General features: G+C 75.2%; 17 protein-coding genes. 9 read left to right on the plus strand and 8 right to left on the minus strand.

Annotated features, from left to right (window positions below; translation table 11 throughout):
- The first annotated feature begins 102 nt into the window (after positions 1-102).
- From ACH4N1_RS11835 to ACH4N1_RS11845, 3 genes are read left to right on the plus strand one after another with little or no spacing between them, the layout of a single operon-like run.
- A complete protein-coding gene (locus ACH4N1_RS11835; protein ID WP_398096693.1) occupies positions 103-582 on the plus strand; it encodes a DUF2771 domain-containing protein in 480 nt (159 codons plus the stop codon).
- On the plus strand, positions 552-1,301 hold the full coding sequence (locus ACH4N1_RS11840) for a futalosine hydrolase (RefSeq protein ID WP_398096466.1): 750 nt from the start codon (positions 552-554) through the stop codon (positions 1,299-1,301). Before ACH4N1_RS11835 ends, ACH4N1_RS11840 begins: the two co-directional genes overlap by 31 nt.
- Positions 1,291-2,166 carry a 1,4-dihydroxy-6-naphthoate synthase gene (locus tag ACH4N1_RS11845; protein ID WP_398096468.1) on the plus strand — a complete coding sequence of 292 codons (876 nt, stop codon included), beginning with the start codon at positions 1,291-1,293 and terminating at the stop codon, positions 2,164-2,166. The genes ACH4N1_RS11840 and ACH4N1_RS11845 overlap by 11 nt, the downstream gene beginning before the upstream one ends.
- A 20-nt stretch (positions 2,167-2,186) precedes the next feature.
- Here the strand turns inward: ACH4N1_RS11845 and ACH4N1_RS11850 are convergent, their stop codons facing one another.
- Positions 2,187-2,570, minus strand: a complete 384-nt coding sequence (locus ACH4N1_RS11850; RefSeq protein ID WP_366061187.1) for a cold-shock protein — start codon at positions 2,568-2,570, stop codon at positions 2,187-2,189.
- A 165-nt stretch (positions 2,571-2,735) separates the two neighbouring features.
- Between ACH4N1_RS11850 and ACH4N1_RS11855 the strand changes: the two genes are divergently transcribed.
- Positions 2,736-2,984 (plus strand): hypothetical protein, encoded by a 249-nt coding sequence (locus tag ACH4N1_RS11855; protein ID WP_382785468.1) that lies wholly within the window; start codon positions 2,736-2,738, stop codon positions 2,982-2,984.
- Between the two features lie 41 nt (positions 2,985-3,025).
- Here ACH4N1_RS11855 and ACH4N1_RS11860 read toward each other — a convergent pair whose 3' ends face one another.
- Entirely contained in the window at positions 3,026-3,661 is a 636-nt protein-coding gene (locus ACH4N1_RS11860; RefSeq protein WP_398096470.1) for an HAD family hydrolase, read from the minus strand.
- Between the two features lie 385 nt (positions 3,662-4,046).
- Entirely contained in the window at positions 4,047-5,039 is a 993-nt protein-coding gene (locus tag ACH4N1_RS11865; protein WP_398096471.1) for a hypothetical protein, read from the minus strand.
- Between the two features lie 276 nt (positions 5,040-5,315).
- Here ACH4N1_RS11865 and ACH4N1_RS11870 point away from each other — a divergent pair, with 276 nt between their 5' ends.
- Complete coding sequence (locus ACH4N1_RS11870; RefSeq protein ID WP_398096472.1) at positions 5,316-7,964, plus strand: helicase-associated domain-containing protein; 2,649 nt, start codon at positions 5,316-5,318, stop codon at positions 7,962-7,964.
- A gap of 179 nt (positions 7,965-8,143) precedes the next feature.
- A complete protein-coding gene (locus tag ACH4N1_RS11875; RefSeq protein ID WP_398096474.1) occupies positions 8,144-9,790 on the plus strand; it encodes a DNA repair helicase XPB in 1,647 nt (548 codons plus the stop codon).
- A gap of 281 nt (positions 9,791-10,071) precedes the next feature.
- Here the strand turns inward: ACH4N1_RS11875 and ACH4N1_RS11880 are convergent, their stop codons facing one another.
- Entirely contained in the window at positions 10,072-10,461 is a 390-nt protein-coding gene (locus ACH4N1_RS11880) for a hypothetical protein (RefSeq protein WP_398096476.1), read from the minus strand.
- A 69-nt stretch (positions 10,462-10,530) separates the two neighbouring features.
- The gene (locus tag ACH4N1_RS11885) at positions 10,531-10,746 is read right to left on the minus strand and encodes a hypothetical protein (protein ID WP_398096477.1); all 216 of its coding nucleotides are present in this window, start codon (positions 10,744-10,746) and stop codon (positions 10,531-10,533) included.
- Between the two features lie 2,267 nt (positions 10,747-13,013).
- Between ACH4N1_RS11885 and ACH4N1_RS11890 the strand changes: the two genes are divergently transcribed.
- On the plus strand, positions 13,014-13,178 hold the full coding sequence (locus tag ACH4N1_RS11890; protein ID WP_398096694.1) for a hypothetical protein: 165 nt from the start codon (positions 13,014-13,016) through the stop codon (positions 13,176-13,178).
- 210 nt (positions 13,179-13,388) lie between these two features.
- Here the strand turns inward: ACH4N1_RS11890 and ACH4N1_RS11895 are convergent, their stop codons facing one another.
- Positions 13,389-14,081, minus strand: a complete 693-nt coding sequence (locus ACH4N1_RS11895) for a copper homeostasis protein CutC (protein ID WP_398096479.1) — start codon at positions 14,079-14,081, stop codon at positions 13,389-13,391.
- Positions 14,082-14,190: 109 nt separating this feature from the next.
- Between ACH4N1_RS11895 and ACH4N1_RS11900 the strand changes: the two genes are divergently transcribed.
- Both ACH4N1_RS11900 and ACH4N1_RS11905 read left to right on the plus strand, forming a co-directional pair.
- On the plus strand, positions 14,191-14,874 hold the full coding sequence (locus tag ACH4N1_RS11900) for a hypothetical protein (RefSeq protein ID WP_398096481.1): 684 nt from the start codon (positions 14,191-14,193) through the stop codon (positions 14,872-14,874).
- Between the two features lie 27 nt (positions 14,875-14,901).
- Positions 14,902-15,996, plus strand: a complete 1,095-nt coding sequence (locus ACH4N1_RS11905; RefSeq protein WP_398096483.1) for a GNAT family N-acetyltransferase — start codon at positions 14,902-14,904, stop codon at positions 15,994-15,996.
- A gap of 11 nt (positions 15,997-16,007) precedes the next feature.
- On the opposite strand, the gene ACH4N1_RS11910 is transcribed toward ACH4N1_RS11905, so the two are convergent.
- Together ACH4N1_RS11910 and ACH4N1_RS11915 are read right to left on the minus strand one after the other, a co-directional pair.
- Positions 16,008-16,277, minus strand: coding sequence for a DUF4031 domain-containing protein (locus ACH4N1_RS11910; protein ID WP_398096485.1), 270 nt, complete (start codon positions 16,275-16,277; stop codon positions 16,008-16,010).
- A gap of 7 nt (positions 16,278-16,284) precedes the next feature.
- The gene (locus tag ACH4N1_RS11915) at positions 16,285-16,674 is read right to left on the minus strand and encodes a hypothetical protein (protein ID WP_366061173.1); all 390 of its coding nucleotides are present in this window, start codon (positions 16,672-16,674) and stop codon (positions 16,285-16,287) included.
- Positions 16,675-16,712 lie beyond the last annotated feature (38 nt).

Below are 16,712 nucleotides of genomic sequence, written 5' to 3' on the forward strand. Positions count from 1 at the left end.
GGGCGGGCGGCCCCGGGCCCGCGTGGCGTAACCCGCGGCCGCGCCGCACCCCACGTAGAAGGAGCGCCGGACGTGCCAGATAGCCTTCGCCCCATGACCTCGATGCGATCCGTTGTGCGACGCCGCCGCGCCGTCGCCGCCGCCGGCGCCGTTTCCGCCGGACTGCTCGTCCTGTCGGCGTGTGACAAGCCGACCCCGCTGTCCACGATCACCGTCGGCTCCTCCTCGGTCAGCTCGGAGGCCACCTGCGGTGGTGAGGACGGCGTCCTCAAGGCCGCGGAGCTGACGAAGTGCCTGGCCGACAAGGACATCAAGTCCATCACCGTCGACCCGGACGAGACCGTCCGCTTCGGCGTCGACCCGGAGATCGCCGACCAGCGCTGGACGATCCTGATGAACGGTCAGCCGCTCACCGAGGACAGCACCAAGACCTACCGCACCATCCCGGGCAGCGTCTTCTTCAACGCCCAGTACGGCGCCCAGGGCGACTCGACCCTGGTCTCCATCAAGGCGGGCGACGGCAAGAAGGACGGCCAGGCGGTCACCGGCCTGTGGTCGTTCAAGCTGAAGAAGGACGACTGACCACGTCCTCCGTCCGCGTCCTCGTGGCCACCGCGGTCCCCGCCGAGCGGGACGCGGTGGCACGGGCCCTGCCGGAGCCCGGCCGCCCGGTGCGCACGCCGGGTGCGACCCTGCACCGCACCGGCGCGGCGTACGACCTCCTCGCGGCCGGTGTCGGCCCCGCCCTCGCCGCCGCGTCCGTCTCCGCCGCCCTCACCGCCGCCGCCCTGGAGAACACGCCGTACGGCCTCGTCGTCTCGGCCGGCATCGGCGGCGGGTTCCTTCCCGAGGCACCCGTCGGCTCCCTGGTCGTCGCCGACGCGATCACCGCCGCCGACCTGGGCGCGGAGACCGCCGAGGGCTTCCTGCCGGTGACCGAGCTGGGCTTCGGCACCGTCACCCACCGCCCGCCCGCCGCCCTGGTCCGGTCGGCCGCGACCGCCACCGGAGCGCGCACCGGCACCGTCCTGACCGTCTCCACCGTCACCGGCACGGCCGCCCGGGCCGCCGCCCTGCGTGCCCGCCACCCGAGTGCCCTCGCCGAGGCCATGGAGGGCTTCGGCGTCGCCGAGGCCGCCGTCGCGCACGGCGTGCCCGTGCTGGAGGTCCGCGCGGTCTCCAACCCGGTGGGCCCGCGCGACCGCGCCGCCTGGCGGATCGGCGAGGCGCTGGCCGCCCTGACGACGGCCTTCGGGAAGCTCGCACCCGTCCTGGAGAGTTGGAACCCACATGACCGGTGAACCCTTGCAGATCGCGTACTCCCCCTGCCCGAACGACACCTTCGTCTTCGACGCCCTGGCCCACGGCCGCGTCCCCGGCGCGCCCGCGCTCGACGTGACGTTCGCGGACATCGACCTCACCAACGGCATGGCCGAGCGCGGCGAGCACGACGTGCTCAAGGTGTCGTACGCCGTGCTGCCGTACGTCCTCGACGACTACGCGCTGCTGCCCTGCGGGGGCGCGCTGGGGCGGGGGTGCGGGCCGCTGGTGCTGACCGGGGCGGCCGGCGCGGGCACCTCGCCCGCCGCCGGGGCCGCGGATCTGGCCGGCCGGACCGTCGCCGTGCCGAGCGAGCGGTCGACGGCGTACCTGCTGTTCCGGCTGTGGGCGGCCGACATGGTGCCCGGCGGGGTCGGCGAGATCGTCGTCATGCCCTTCCACGAGATCATGCCGGCCGTGCGGGACGGGAAGGTCGACGCGGGCCTGGTCATCCACGAGGCACGCTTCACCTATCAGAACTACGGACTGCACAAACTCGCGGACATGGGCGAGCACTGGGAGTCCACCACCGGGCTGCCGATCCCGCTCGGCGCCATCATCGCGAAGCGGTCGCTCGGTGCCGCGGTGCTGACCGGCCTCGCCGACGCCGTCCGCGCCTCGGTGCACGCCGCCTGGGACGACCCCGGGGCCTCGCGCCCGTACGTCATGGAACACGCCCAGGAAATGGACCCGGCCGTCGCCGACCAGCACATCGGGCTGTACGTCAACGAGTTCACGGCCGACCTCGGCGAGGACGGCTACGCGGCCGTACGCGGACTCCTCACGCGTGCGGCGGCCGAGGGGCTGGTGCCGCCCCTCGGCCCGCGGTCACTCGATTTCCCGTAAACGGGTCGACCGCCTTCCGGTCACACGTCCAACTGGTCGGCGACGGCGCGCAGCAGACCCGCGATCTGCTTGCCGGAGTTCTTCTCGGGGTAACGGCCCTTCTCCAGCATCGGTGTGATGTTCTCGAGGAGGGTCGTCAAATCCTGGACGATGGAAGCGAGTTCGTCCGGCTTCTTGCGCTGGGCCGCCGCGACCGAGGGCGTCGGGTCGAGGACCACGACCGAGAGCGCCTGGTCACCGCGCTGTCCGGCCACGACGCCGAACTCCACGCGCTGGCCCGGCTTGAGCGTCTCGACTCCGGCGGGGAGGACCGAGGAATGGACGAAGACGTCACCGCCGTCGTCACGGGAGAGAAAGCCGAAGCCCTTCTCACTGTTGAACCACTTGACCTTGCCGGTGGGCACGTCTGTCCTCGTCCTCGTACTCGTCGGAAAAATTGCAGGGGAAACGGCTCTCGACAACACCGCGGCGGGTCGACCTCGACCCGCCGCTACCAAGGCTAATGGTCTTCGCCCGGGTGACAAGACGTCTCCGGGTTGTTCCTTCGCGCTGGGAACTACCCTGGTCGGGTGCGTGACAAAACCCAAACGAATTCCGCCGCTCCCGGTGACCGACTGATCCGTGCCGGTGCCATCGTGTTCTTCATCGGCGCCGTGGCCACACTGGTCACGGTGGCCCCGCTGTTCCTCGGCACGACGCCGTTTCCGACCTACATGTTCGGTCTGAGCATGCTCATGGGTGTCGGATTCCTGATCGCGGGCGCGGGGGTGCTGCGGTCCGTCGCGGCCGGGCGCCGGCAGGCGCGCGGGGCGCGGTAGCCGGCGGGGCGCGGCGGCCTGCGGGGCGCGGCGGCCTGCGGTCAGGCCGCTCCGGCGGCCACGTGTGCGGTGAGCCAGGCCGGGAAGTGCGTCAGGTCCGGCAGGACCACGTCGGCGCCCGCCTCGCGCAGGTCGTCCGCGCCGCACGGGCCCGTGGGGACGGCCACCGACAGCGCGCCGGCGGCGCGGGCGCCGCGGACGTCCCCGACGTGGTCGCCCACGTAGACGCCGGCGCCGTGCTCGCGCAGCGCCACCGCCTTCCGCTCCGCCCACAGGTTGCCGACGACGGCGTCCGCCTCGATGCCCAGGTGCGTCAGGTGGAGCTCGGCGTTCGGCTCCCACTTCGCGGTGACCACGATCGCCCGGCCGCCCGCCGCCCGCACCGCCTCGACCGCCTCCCGCGCGCCGGGCATCGCGGACGTGCGGGTGACGGCGTACTCCGGGTAGATCTCCCGGTACAGATCGGCCATCACCGCGACCCGCTCCGCCGGGAACCACTGGGCCATCTCGTCCTCCAGCGGCGGCCCCAGCCTCGTCACCACCAGATCCGCGTCGATGTACGTCCCGCTGCGGGCGGCCAGTTCCACGTAGGCGGCGTGGATGCCCGGCCGGGAGTCGATGAGGGTCATGTCGAGATCGAACCCGACGACGGGAGCGGCGGTGCGCGCGGAAGTCATGCCCCCATTCTGCCGAGCCCCCGCCCGGGCGGGGCGTCGCGGCCCACGCGGGGCCACGGCATCACGGGCCACGCGGGGCCGCGGTGTCACGGGCCACGCAGGACCGCGGTGTCACGAACCACGCAGGACCGCGGTGTCACGAACCACGCAGGACCGCGGTGTCACGGGCCACGCAGGACCGCGGTGTCACGGGCCACGCAGGGCCGCGGCATCACGGGCCACGCGGGGCCGCGGTGTCACGGGCCTCCGCCCGGGCGGGACCGGGAGGGGGCACCCCGCAGCGCCGGGCGCGCGGCCCGACCGGCGGCACCGGCCCGCCGGCACCGTCCCCGGCCCCGGCCCGCCCTCGGCGTGCGGCCCGCCGGCCGGTCCGCCACGTGGTCCGCTACCTGGTCCGCTGGGATCGCCACACCAGGAACAGGGCCGAGGCCAGGGCCGCGCCGCGGAGGACCCACGGCCAGGTCTCGGCCAGTGCCTCGTTCATGTGGCCCTCGGGGATCGGGGCGCCCCAGCGGCCGGCCGTGCGGCCCCAGAGCCAGACGACGCCCGCGGTGACGGCGAGACCGGGGAGGACCACGACCGCCCACTTGGTCTCGCGGTCGGACAGCCGCCGGGAGACGTAGGCGATGGCCCAGCCGACGGGCAGCACGATCCATTCCCCGGTCACCGTGCCCGCCACCAGGCAGGCGGCGGCCAGGAGCAGCAGCGGGTTGGTCCAGCGGCCGCCGCGCGGCGCCGGGAGGAAGCGGCGACGGCGGGCGGCGGGCTCCCCGGGGCCGGACTCCTCCGGGCCGGACCCCGGTGCCGGCGCCGCCGGGGGTGTCTTCTCCTTCGCCGGCGGGGGCGGCCTCAGCATGTCCGCGATCTCCACCCCGCCGACGAACCCCGGCACCTCCTCCCCCGGCCCGAACGGGGTCGCCTCCCGGCGCCACCAGTCCGGGGTCTCCCCGACACCGCCCAGTTCGTGCGCGCCCGCGCGGTGCGGCGGCGAGGGGACGTCCGGGGAGGCGGCGGGCGCGTCGGGGCGCGGCCGGGGGCGGGGCACGACGCGCCGCAGTCCTCTGGGCCGGCGTCCGGCGTCGTCCGGCGGTTCCTGCTGCCGCTGGACGGGCACCGCGGCGGGCGGGGCCTGCGGGGCGGCGTCGTCGCGGGTGCCGCCGACCGCCGAGACGACCTCGTCGGGGCTGCCGAGCCGGTCGAGGATGCGGCGGACGGCGGCCGGGCTGTCGACGGGCGCCTTGGCGCGGCGCCGGTCGATCTCGTTGCGCAGCTCGGACACGAGCCGCATGCGCGTGGCCGACGACAACTGCCGCTGCTGCGCCACGTCGCCGACGCGGCTCAGATACTCGTAGACGACCTGATCGCTTTCGATACCCACGAAGTCCCCTCCGGGGCCGGTGCCTTGGATACCCCGCGACACGACGTTAGCGCAGCGTGGCCGCCGCCCCGCCGTTCATGACGGCGGACGGCGGCGGGAGTTCGGCGCCCGCGGGCGGCGGCGGCGGCCGCCGCGGTCGCCGCACTCACGGCGGAGGTTCCGCGGCTCCGGGATGACCGGGGAATTGTTCCGTTCGTCCGCCACCCGCCCGGCACACGGGTTCCCGGCCCCGGCGGCGCCCTCTCCCCGGGCCCGCCACCCGCTACCGTGGAGCGGATGAGCAGCGACGAGAAGCCCTCGGCCCCGCGTTCCCTCGCGGAGGCGCTCCGTGCCCGGGACGACACGTCTCTGGCCGCACTCCTGCGCGCCCGCCCCGACCTCGTCACGCCCGTCCCCACCGACCTCACCCAGCTCGCCACCCGCGCCGGGACCCGCGCCTCGGTGGTGCGGGCCCTGGAGCGGCTGGACCGGTTCACGCTCCAGACGGCGGAGGCGCTGGCCGTGGCGGCGGAACCGGCGGCGTACGAGGAGCTGCTGGGGCTGATGGCCGGGGACGAGCGGGACGCGGTCGTCGGGGCCGCCCTTCCGGGGGCGGTGGCCGTGCTGCGGGAGCAGGCCCTGGTCTGGGGCGACGACGACCGGCTCCGGCTGGTCCGCACCGCCCGCGAGCTGCTCGCCCCGTCCCCGCAGCACCCCTCGCCGACCGGGCTGGGCCCGTCCGTGCGGGAGGCCACCGCGGGCATGTCGCCGGGCCGGATCCAGGAGATCGTGACGGCCGCCGGGCTGCCGTCCACCCATGACCCCGTCTCCGCGGCCACCGCGCTGGCCGGCCTGTTCGGCGACCGCCGGAGGATGGGCGCCCTGCTCGCCGGAGCTCCCGCCGAGTCCCTCGACGTGCTGGACCGGCTGGTGTGGGGGCCGCCGTACGGGCAGGTCACCGCCGAGCCGGGGGCCCGGCTGCGCTGGCTGCTGGACCGGGGGCTGCTGCTGCCGACCTCGCCCGGCACGGTCGTCCTGCCGCGCGAGGTGGCCCTGCACCTGCGGGCCGGCCGCGCGCACCGCGCGCCCGAGCCGGTGCCGCCCGCCGTCGAGCCGGCCGCGACGCACCGTCGGCAGGTGGTGGACGCGGCCGCGGCGGGGCAGGCGTACACCGCGCTGGCGACCGTCGAGGAGCTGCTGAAGGAGTGGGACGAGGGCGGCCCCGCGGTGCTGCGCGCGGGCGGGCTGAGCCTGCGGGACCTGAAGCGGACGGCCGTCGCCCTGGACGTGTCGGAGCCGATGGCCGCGTTCTGGGTCGAGCTGGCGTACGCCGCCGGGCTGATCGCCTCCGACGGCGAGGCCGACGAGCGGTACGCGGCCACCCCGGCCTACGACGAGTGGCTGGAGCTTCCGGCCGCCGAGCGCTGGGTCCGGCTGGCGGAAGCCTGGCTGGCGGGGACCCGGACGCCCGGACTGGTCGGCGGGCGGGACACGAAGGAGCGGACGCTGTCGGCGCTCGGGCCGGGCCTGGACCGCTCGGCCGCGCCGGAGGTACGCCGCCGGGTGCTGGCGCTGCTGGCCGGGCTCGCGGAGGGCACCGCGCCGACCACCGAGTCGGTGCTCGCCCGGCTGAGCTGGGAACGCCCCCTGCGCGGACCCCAGCGCGAGGACGACCTGCGCGCCCGGCTGGCCGGCTGGACCCTGACGGAGGCGGAGCTGCTGGGCGTCACGGGCCGGGGCGCCCTGTCGTCCCAGGGCCGGGCCCTCCTCGGCCCGGCGGCGGACCGGCAGGCCGGCCGACGGGACGGGGCGCTCCCCGCGGCCGACAGCACCGCCGGGCGGAGCGGCGACTCCCCGCAGGACGCGAACTCCCCGCAGGACACGGACTCGGCGCAGGGCCCCGGGGACAAGCTTCCCTTCCCCCACCACACCGCGGCCACGGCCGCGGCCGCGACGCCCCTCGCCCCCGGTCCTCTCCCGGCCGCCGAGCAGGCCGTCGCCTCCGCCGCCGCCGTCCGGCTGCTGGCGCCGCTGCTCCCCGAGCCGCTGGACCACGTGCTGCTCCAGGCGGACCTGACCGCGGTGGCGCCGGGCCCGCTGCACCGGCCGCTCGCCGACACGCTGGGCGTGCTCGCCGACGTCGAGTCGAAGGGCGGGGCGACCGTCTACCGCTTCACGCCCGGTTCCGTACGCCGTGCTCTGGACGCCGGCCGTACCGCCGCCGACCTGCACGCCTTCCTCGCGGAGCACTCCCGTACGCCGGTCCCGCAGCCGTTGGCGTACCTGATCGACGACGTGGCGCGCCGGCACGGGCACCTCCGGGTGGGCGCGGCCTCGGCGTACGTCCGCTGCGACGACGACGCGATGCTGAACGAGATCCTCGCCGACAAGCGCGCCGTCGCCCTGCGGCTGCGCCGTCTCGCGCCGACCGTGCTGGCGGCCGAGGCCGCCCCGCCGGCCCTCCTCGACGGGCTGCGGGCGATGGGGTTCGCGCCGGCCGCCGAGTCGGCGGAGGGCGACGTCCTGATCACCCGTGCCGACGCCCACCGCAGCCCGCCCCGCACCGCCCCGGAACCGGTGCCGGAGGGTCCGCCCGTCCCCGACGGCACCCTGCTGTCGGCCGCGATCCGGGCGATCCGCGCCGGTGACCTGGCGTCCACGGCCCCTCGCAAGCCGGCCGACGACGCCGCGGCGCGGGCGCCCGGCGCGCTGCCCCGCACCTCGCCCGCCGAGACCCTCGCCACCGTGCAGGCCGCCGTCCTCACCGGCGAGGCCGTGTGGATCGGCTACGTCAACGCCGAGGGGGCCGCCAGCCAGCGCGTCATCGCCCCGGTCCGGGTGGAGGGCGGCTTCGTGACGGCGTACGACCACACGGCGGACGAGGTCAGGACGTACCCGCTGCACCGGATCACGGGCGTGGCGGAGCTGGCGGACGACGAGGCGTAGCCGGGTGGCGGCGCAGGGCCGCCACCCCGATCACCCGTTCCTTTTCATCCATTCGTTCGATCCGTTCGCCCGTGGCTGTCATGAAGGCCACTCTGACGCACCCCCGCCCCCGTCGTGGCCGGTAGGGCACACTGGACGTTTGGCCGCGTGCCACGGCCGTGAAGGGAAGGGTGCCGCGCGTGAATGGTCCACTCATCGTCCAGTCGGACAAGACCCTGCTCCTGGAGGTCGACCACGAGCGGGCCGACGCGTGCCGTCGGGCCATCGCGCCGTTCGCGGAACTGGAGCGGGCGCCCGAGCACATCCACACCTACCGGCTGACCCCGCTGGGCCTGTGGAACGCGCGCGCCGCCGGGCACGACGCCGAGCAGGTGGTGGACGCGCTCGTGGAGTTCAGCCGGTACCCGGTGCCGCACGCGCTGCTGGTGGACATCGCCGAGACGATGGACCGCTACGGGCGGCTGACGCTCAGCAAGCACCCCGCGCACGGTCTCGTGCTGACCACCACGGACCGGCCGGTCCTGGAGGAGATCCTGCGGTCCAAGCGGGTCGCCCCGCTGGTCGGTGCCCGGATCGACCCCGACACGGTCGCCGTGCACCCCTCCGAGCGCGGGCAGATCAAGCAGACGCTGCTGAAGCTGGGCTGGCCCGCCGAGGACCTCGCCGGGTACGTCGACGGCGAGGCGCACCCGATCGAGCTGGCCGAGGACGGCTGGGCGCTGCGGCCCTACCAGAAGCAGGCCGTGGAGAACTTCTGGCACGGCGGGTCCGGGGTCGTCGTCCTGCCCTGCGGCGCGGGCAAGACGCTGGTGGGGGCGGGGGCGATGGCGCAGGCCAGGTCGACCACGCTGATCCTCGTCACCAACACCGTCTCCGCCCGGCAGTGGAAGCACGAGCTGATCAAGCGGACGTCGCTGACCGAGGAGGAGATCGGCGAGTACAGCGGCACGCGCAAGGAGATCCGCCCCGTCACCATCGCCACCTACCAGGTGCTGACGACCCGGCGGAAGGGCGTCTACCCGCACCTGGAGCTGTTCGACTCCCGTGACTGGGGGCTGATCGTCTACGACGAGGTGCACCTGCTGCCGGCGCCGGTCTTCAAGTTCACCGCCGACCTCCAGGCACGGCGCCGGCTGGGCCTGACGGCCACGCTGGTGCGCGAGGACGGCCGCGAGTCGGACGTGTTCTCCCTCATCGGCCCGAAGCGGTTCGACGCCCCGTGGAAGGAGATCGAGGCGCAGGGCTACATCGCGCCCGCGGACTGCGTCGAGGTCCGGGTGAACCTGACGGACTCCGAGCGGCTCGCGTACGCGACCGCCGAGGCCGAGGAGAAGTACCGCTTCTGCGCCACCACCGAGACCAAGCGGAAGGTGACGGAGGCGATCGTGCGGCGGTTCGCCGGGCAGCAGATCCTCGTCATCGGGCAGTACATCGACCAGCTCGACGAGCTGGGGGAGCACCTGGACGCGCCGGTCATCAAGGGTGAGACGTCCAACGCCCAGCGCGAGAAGCTGTTCGAGTCGTTCCGGCAGGGCGAGATCAGCGTGCTGGTGGTGTCGAAGGTCGCGAACTTCTCGATCGACCTGCCCGAGGCGACGGTCGCCATCCAGGTGTCGGGCACCTTCGGCTCGCGCCAGGAGGAGGCGCAGCGGCTGGGGCGGGTGCTGCGGCCGAAGGCGGACGGCCACCAGGCGCACTTCTACTCGGTCGTCGCCCGCGACACCCTCGACCAGGACTTCGCCGCCCACCGGCAGCGTTTCCTCGCCGAGCAGGGCTACGCCTACCGGATCATGGACGCGGACGAACTGCTGGCGGAGGACGCCTGAGCGGGAGCGGGGACCGCGGCGCGGGCGGAGGACGCTAAGGCCTGTCCGGCGGATCAAGTCGGAGGAAACCTGCGGCGTCTTGGAGCCGAGGTGAGCGGGGCCCGGTGCGTGCGGCTGCAAGGCGGAGGAGGGCGTCGACGCGGTGGGGGCACCTCCCGGCCGAAGGCCGGGGGCCGCCGGCAACCGACGACAACGCCGCTGGGGGCACCCCCTCCGGGGGGGCGCGCCAGGCCCCGCGTCTCCGGCATGATCCGCCGGACAGGCCCTGGCCGGGGCGGGGTCTACGGCGCGGGCAGGGTGAGCACCAGGAACAGCACGGTCAGCGACGGCAGCAGTGACGCGGCGGCCAGGCAGGCGCGCAGGGCCGACCAGCGGCGCTTCCAGGGCAGGGCCCAGGCGGTGACGAAGGCGGCCAGGGTGACCGGCCCGCCGAAGTCGAGGATGCCGTAGATCAGCGCCAGGGACGTGTTCAGCGCCGACGAGCAGTCGTCGGGACCGCAGCTGTCGGTCGCCATCGCCGAGATGCCGCCCAGGAACAGGGCCGCCGGTCCCAGGAGGACCAGCAGAACGGTCGCGACGAGCGGGGCCACCCAGGCATGGCGGTCCTGGTCGGCGGGGACCGGGACGGGGGTCGCGTGCGGTGCCGGATACGCGGGGTGCGGTGTCGTCATGCCCCGAGTGAACCGCCGGGCGGTGCGGGCGGGCATCGGCGCGGGTACTCAGCCGGGCGCCGCGCGTACTCAGTCGCGTGGCGGGACCGGCGGGGGTTCCCGGCGGCGGACGCCCACCTCCTCGCCGTACTCGCCGAGGATCACCACGTCGAAGGCCGCGCCCGCGAAGACGCGTACCGCGTGCAGGGCGTCGCCCAGGCGGTGGTGGTGGGGGGTGCCGGAGACGGAGGTCGCGCCGGGCGGGCGGCCCGGGGCGGGGGCTGGGTGGAAGGTCGCTGCGCTCATGCCTCCATGGTGCGATCGCGGACATAAGGGCGGCATCGGTCTGGGGAGCCACTTCGGGTGGACTTTCCGTCCACCCCCGGGCGGAGCGGTTCCTCCGGGGAGAGGGGCCCCGTCCCCTAGGGGACGGGGCCGGAAGGCAAGAGGCAAGAGGCAAGAGAGGCAGACGGGCGGCGGGCAGGCGACAGGCCGGCAGCACGGGGGCGGGCTGGCAGCACGGCGGCAGGCAGGACGGGGGCCGGGCGGAAACCCGTTGGCTTCGCGGGGGCCCCAGGTCCTAGAATCTCCGCTCTTGCCCGCCTCCCCAGGGAGCGCCGCCGCCCGGACGGAAACCGGACGGCTTTCCCGCAGTCACCCCTTTCCGCAGGCCCGGAGGCACCCCCTTGTCCACGCCCGTGTCCGCCGCCGACCCGCTCCTCCGTGAGCGCTCCCACCTCGCCGCCTCCCGCGCCGCGCTGCGCGCCATGCGCGAGGACGTGCAGTCCCTCGACATCAGCGACGTCACCGCCAACTGGGTCAACGCACAGATCCTGGAGCGCCAGATCGCGGACCGCGTCAAGGCGCTCGCCGACCTCAGCGACACCCCGCTGTTCTTCGGCCGGCTGGACTACCTCCACGCACCCGGCGCCGAGCGGGCCGAGGGCGCGGAAGGGGAACGCTTCTACATCGGGCGCCGGCACGTCCACGACCACGACGGCGACCCGATGGTCATCGACTGGCGGGCGCCGGTCTCACAGCCGTTCTACCGGGCCTCCAGGAAGGACCCGATGGACGTCGGCCTGCGGCGCCGCTTCGGCTACACCGGCGGTGACCTCACCGCGTACGAGGACGAGCACCTCTCGGACCCGGCCGAGGCGGCCACCACCAGCAAGCTGCTCCAGCGGGAGATCGAGCGGCCGCGTGTCGGTCCGATGCGGGACATCGTCGCCACCATCCAGCCCGAGCAGGACGAGATCGTCCGCAGCGGGCTGGGCGGCTCGGTGTGCGTGCAGGGCGGCCCCGGCACCGGGAAGACGGCCGTCGGTCTGCACCGGGTGGCGTACCTGCTGTACGCGCACCGCGAGCGGCTGGCCCGCACCGGCACGCTGGTCATCGGCCCGAACCGGTCCTTCCTCGGCTACATCGAGCAGGTGCTCCCCGCACTGGGCGAGTTGACGGTCCGTCAGGCCACCGTCGACGACCTCGTCGCGCGGGTGGAGGTACGGGGCACGGACGAGGCCCCCGCGGCGGTCGTCAAGGGCGACGCGAGGATGGCCGAGGTGCTGCGGCGGGCACTGTACTCCCACGTCACCCTGCCGACCGAGCCGGTCGTCGTCGTCCGCGGATCGCGCCGCTGGCGGGTCCCGGCGTACGAACTGGAGCAGATCGTCCGCGAGTTGCTCGACCGCGGCATCCGCTACGGCGCCGCCCGCGACGCCCTCCCGCAGCGCGTCGCGCACGCCGTGCTGGTGCAGATGGAGCGGGCCGGGGAGGCGCCCGACGACCGGGTGCAGGACGCCGTGGCCCGCAACAGCGCCGTCAAGGCCGCCGTGAAGGCCGTCTGGCCGCCCGTCGACCCGGCGAAGCTGGTGCTGCGGCTGCTCACGGACGCGGAGTTCCTCGCGGAGCACGCGGAGGGCATCCTGACCGAGGAGGAGCGCGCGACGATCCTGTGGGCGAAGCCGGTGCGGTCGGTGAGGTCGGCCAGGTGGTCCGCCGCGGACGCGGTGCTGATCGACGAGGCCGCCGACCTCGTGGAGCGCACGCACTCCCTGGGCCATGTCGTCCTCGACGAGGCGCAGGACCTGTCCCCCATGCAGTACCGCGCGGTCGGCCGCCGCTGCACCACGGGCAGCGCGACCGTCCTGGGCGATCTGGCGCAGGGCACCACGCCCTGGGCGACGCGCAGTTGGGAGGAGGCCCTCGCGCACCTCGGCAAGGCCGACGCGGTGATCGAGGAACTGACGGCCGGCTTCCGCGTCCCGACGGACGTCATCGCCTACGCCTCCCGGCTGCTGCCCCACATCGCGCCGGGCCTGACGCCGGTCGCCTCCGTCCGGGAGAACCCCGGCTCCTTCGAGATCCGCGCGGTGTCGGACGACGGGGACGTCGTCGCCGCCTGCGAGGAGTCGCTCCGCAACGAGGGGTCGACGGGCCTCGTCGCGGCCGACGCCCGCGTGCCCGCGCTGGCGGAGGCCCTCAAGGCGGCGGGGATCCCCTTCCTGGCACCGGGCGAGGAGACCACCCGGGAGACCCGCCTGACCCTGGTCCCGGCCTCCCTGGCCAAGGGCCTGGAGTACGACCACGTCGTCCTGGACGAGCCGAGCGCGGTGGTGGACGCCGAGCCGGACGAACGGACGGGACTGCGACGGCTGTACGTGGCGCTGACCCGAGCCGTCTCGGGGCTGGTGGTCACCCACTCCACCGGCCTGCCGCCCCAACTGGCCGACCGGTAGCGGGCTTTCCGACCAGTAGCGGGCTTTCCGGCAAGGGTCGGGCCGACCGCACGACCCGGGCGGCCCGGCCACCCGGTGAGCGGAGCGGCACGGTGTGCGGCGGCGCGGGAGGAGCGGGCGGTGGGCCGACCCCGCCCGGGTGAATCCGTGCGCGGGGGAGCGCCCCCGCGGCGCCGGGCGGCGCCGCCCCGCCCCCACTCCCGGCGGCCCTCACCCCTCGTCCAGCACCCGCCGCCACTCCCCCACGGCCTCCGCCGACACCGGCCCCCGCCAGCCGTCCGGCCGGGCCGCCCCGCCGATGTGGAACGCGTCGACGCCCGCCGCCCGCAGCGCCGGCACGTGGTCGAGCCGCAGCCCTCCCCCCACCAGGACCTCCTGCTCGTACCCCTGCTCCCCCCGCCGGCCCGCCTCCGCGACCAGCACGGGCAGCCCGTCGTCGACGCCCGCGGCCGATCCGGCCGTGAGGTAGGTGTCGAGTCCGGGCAGCCCCTCGCACTGCTTGCGCAGGGCGTCCCGGTCGGCCGTGTGGTCGATGGCCCGGTGGAACGTCCACGGGCAGCCGTCCAGTTCCGCGACCACCCGCTCGACGGCGGCCAGGTCCACGCCGCCCTCCGCGTCGAGGAAGCCGAGCACGAACTGGTCCGCCCCCTCCGCCCGCAGGGTTCCGGCGGTCCGGACGAGCCGCCCGACGTCCCCGGCGGCGAACCCGTCTGTCAGACGCAGCATGACGCGCAGGTCGATGTCGACGGCGGCCCGGACGGCGGCGAACGTCGCGGCGGGCGGGGTGAGCCCGTCGGCGGCCATGTCGGTGACCAGTTCGAGGCGGTCGGCACCTCCGGCCCGGGCGGCGACCGCGTCCTGCGCGTCGAGGGCGATCACCTCCAGGACTGCACGCTTGCTCATGGGACCCCATTCGTCGACGGCTCTACAGGTCTAGTCCAATTCCAGAGTACGCCTGCGAGCCGCCCCGCTCACCCCCGCGTCCCCGGCCGGGCCGGGCGAGAATGACCGCATGGCCGACGACCCCGAACTCCGCGACGCCGAACTCCGCGACGACGCCCTCGACGCCCTGCGCACCCGCTTCGCCCGCGCCCTCGGAGCGGCCCGCGCCCCCGCCCCCGGCCCGGACCCCCTCCCCTACGCCGACGACCTCCTGGGCCGCTGGCGGGAGCCGCAGCGCCGCTACCACACGCTCACCCACCTCACCGCGGTCCTCGACCGGATCGACACGCTCCAGGAGTACGCCGGCGACCCGGACGTCGTCCGCCTGGCCGCCTGGTTCCACGACGCCGTCCACCTCCCCGACCGCTCCGAGAACGAGGAGCGCTCCGCCCGCCTCGCCGAGCGCGCGCTCCCCGAGGCCGGACTGCCGCCGGCGAAGACCGCCGAGGTGGCCCGCCTGGTCCGGCTCACCGTCACCCACGACCCGGCCGACGACGACCGCGACGGCCAGGTGCTGTGCGACGCCGACCTCGCGATCCTCGCCGCGCCGCCGTCGGCGTACGCCGCCTACACGGCCGAGATCCGCGAGGAGTACCACTTCGTGCCCAACGACGCCTTCCGCGAGGGCCGGGGCGCCGTACTGCGCCATCTCCTCGGCCTGCCCCGGCTGTTCCGCACCCCGTACGGGGCGCGGGAGTGGGAGGCGACCGCCCGGTACAACATGCGCGCGGAGCTGGACATGCTGTCGGTCTGAGCCCCGCGCCCGCCTACCCTGCCTGTCATGCGCGCATGGGGCGGGGATCAGGTGACGGAGGCCGTCGCGGGCAGCGTGGAGCTGCTGCGGACGGTGACGGACAGGGACTGGGCCGGTGTGCGGGCCGGCCGGCTGGAGTGGACCTGCCGGCGGACGGCGGAACACATGGCGAGCGATCTCATCGCCTACGCCGGGCAGTTGGCGGGCCGGGCACAGACTGCGTACGTGCCCTTCGAGATCGCCTTCGACGAGGGCACCGACCAGGCGGGCGTCCTGGACGTCGTCGAGACCACCGGCGCCCTGCTGGCCGCCGCCGTCCGCACCGCCCCGCCCCGGGTCCGCGCCTTCCACCCCTACCCCTTCCGCAGCGCGAACCGCGAGGGCTTCGCCGCGATGGGCATCGCCGAGGTCCTCCTGCACACCCACGACATCGCCGAGGGCCTGGGCCTGGCGTACGAGCCGCCCGCCGATCTGTGCGAGGCCGTCCTCGGCCGGATCTTCCCGCACGTCCGGCCGGGCCCCGAGCCCTGGCCGACCCTGCTGTGGGCCACCGGCCGCGGTGAACTGCCCGGCCGCGCCCCGGTCACCGGCTGGCGCTGGAACAACAACCTGGTCCTGCCCGCCGGACGCCTCACCCTCGAAGGCGTCACCCCGGCCGCCGCCGCCGACCTGGTCGCGGGCGGCGACGGCGGTTTCGGCTGGCTCGGCGACGCGCCCTACGAGGGCACCCGCGAGGTCGCCGCCGGCCTGCTGAAGGCGTACGACGCCGGGGTGCACCGGCCCGAGTTCGGGGTGTTCGTCCTCGTCCGGCGGGCGGACGGCCGGGCCGTCGGCAGCCTCGGCTTCCACGGGATGCCCGACGAGGAGGGCCGCGCCGAGATCGGCTACGACCTCGTGGAGCCCGCCCGCGGCCACGGCTACGCCACCGAGGCGGTCGACGCCCTCGCGCGGTGGGCGCTCGCCCGCGACGACGTGGGCCTGCTGTACGCGGCGGTGGAGGAGGCGAACACCCCCTCGCAGGCCGTGCTGACCCGCGCCGGGTTCGTCCGGGCCGACGTGGCGCGCGAGTCCCTCCTGGAGGACGACACGCTACGGCTGTACACGCGCCGCGCGTCCCCCTGAGCCGTCCACCGTCACGCCCGGGAGCGCCCCTTGGGCCGTCGCAGTCCGGCCGCCGTCAGCAGCCGAACCACCTCGCGGCTGCTGACCCGCACCGCGCCGGCCGCGACCACGTCGGGGTACCGGTGCGAGGGAATGTCGTAGTGGTCGCGTTCGAAGGCCCGCCGCGGCACGCCCAACCCGTCGGCGAACGCGTGCAGTTCGTCGAAGGACACGTCGCTGACGAGGTGGGACCACATCCGTCCGTGGCCGGGCCAGTCCGGCGGATCGACGTAGATCGTCACGCGCGCCTCACGAGGCCCGGCCGGACGCCGACCCCAGCGCCCCGACCGCCGCGACCTTCACACCCGCCCGGTGGCACACCCAGTGCGGGTCGGGCCCGAGTTCGGGCTCGACCTCCAGGGCGTGCGGGTCACCCGAGCCGCACACCGGGCAGATCGGCCAGCGGCCGTGGCGCTCCAGCAGGGCGTCCTGCACGTCCTGCGCCACCAGTCCGGCCACGAAGGCCACGCCGTCCGGCCACTGCTCGACCCACCAGCGCCGCTGCGTCACGGACTCCTCGACCAGGGACACCACGTCCGCCGCGGCCACCTCGCCCGAGGCCAGGTCGGCGAGGACGAGGGCGCGCGCGGCGTGCAACGCCTGTTCCAGGGGGCTGATGCGGGGAGGGGAGGGGTCCATGCATCCATTGTGCGCACTCTTGACCGTGACACGGAGCC

It is taken from the genome of Streptomyces sp. NPDC017202, assembly GCF_044331705.1.
Classification (GTDB): Bacteria; Actinomycetota; Actinomycetes; order Streptomycetales; family Streptomycetaceae; genus Streptomyces.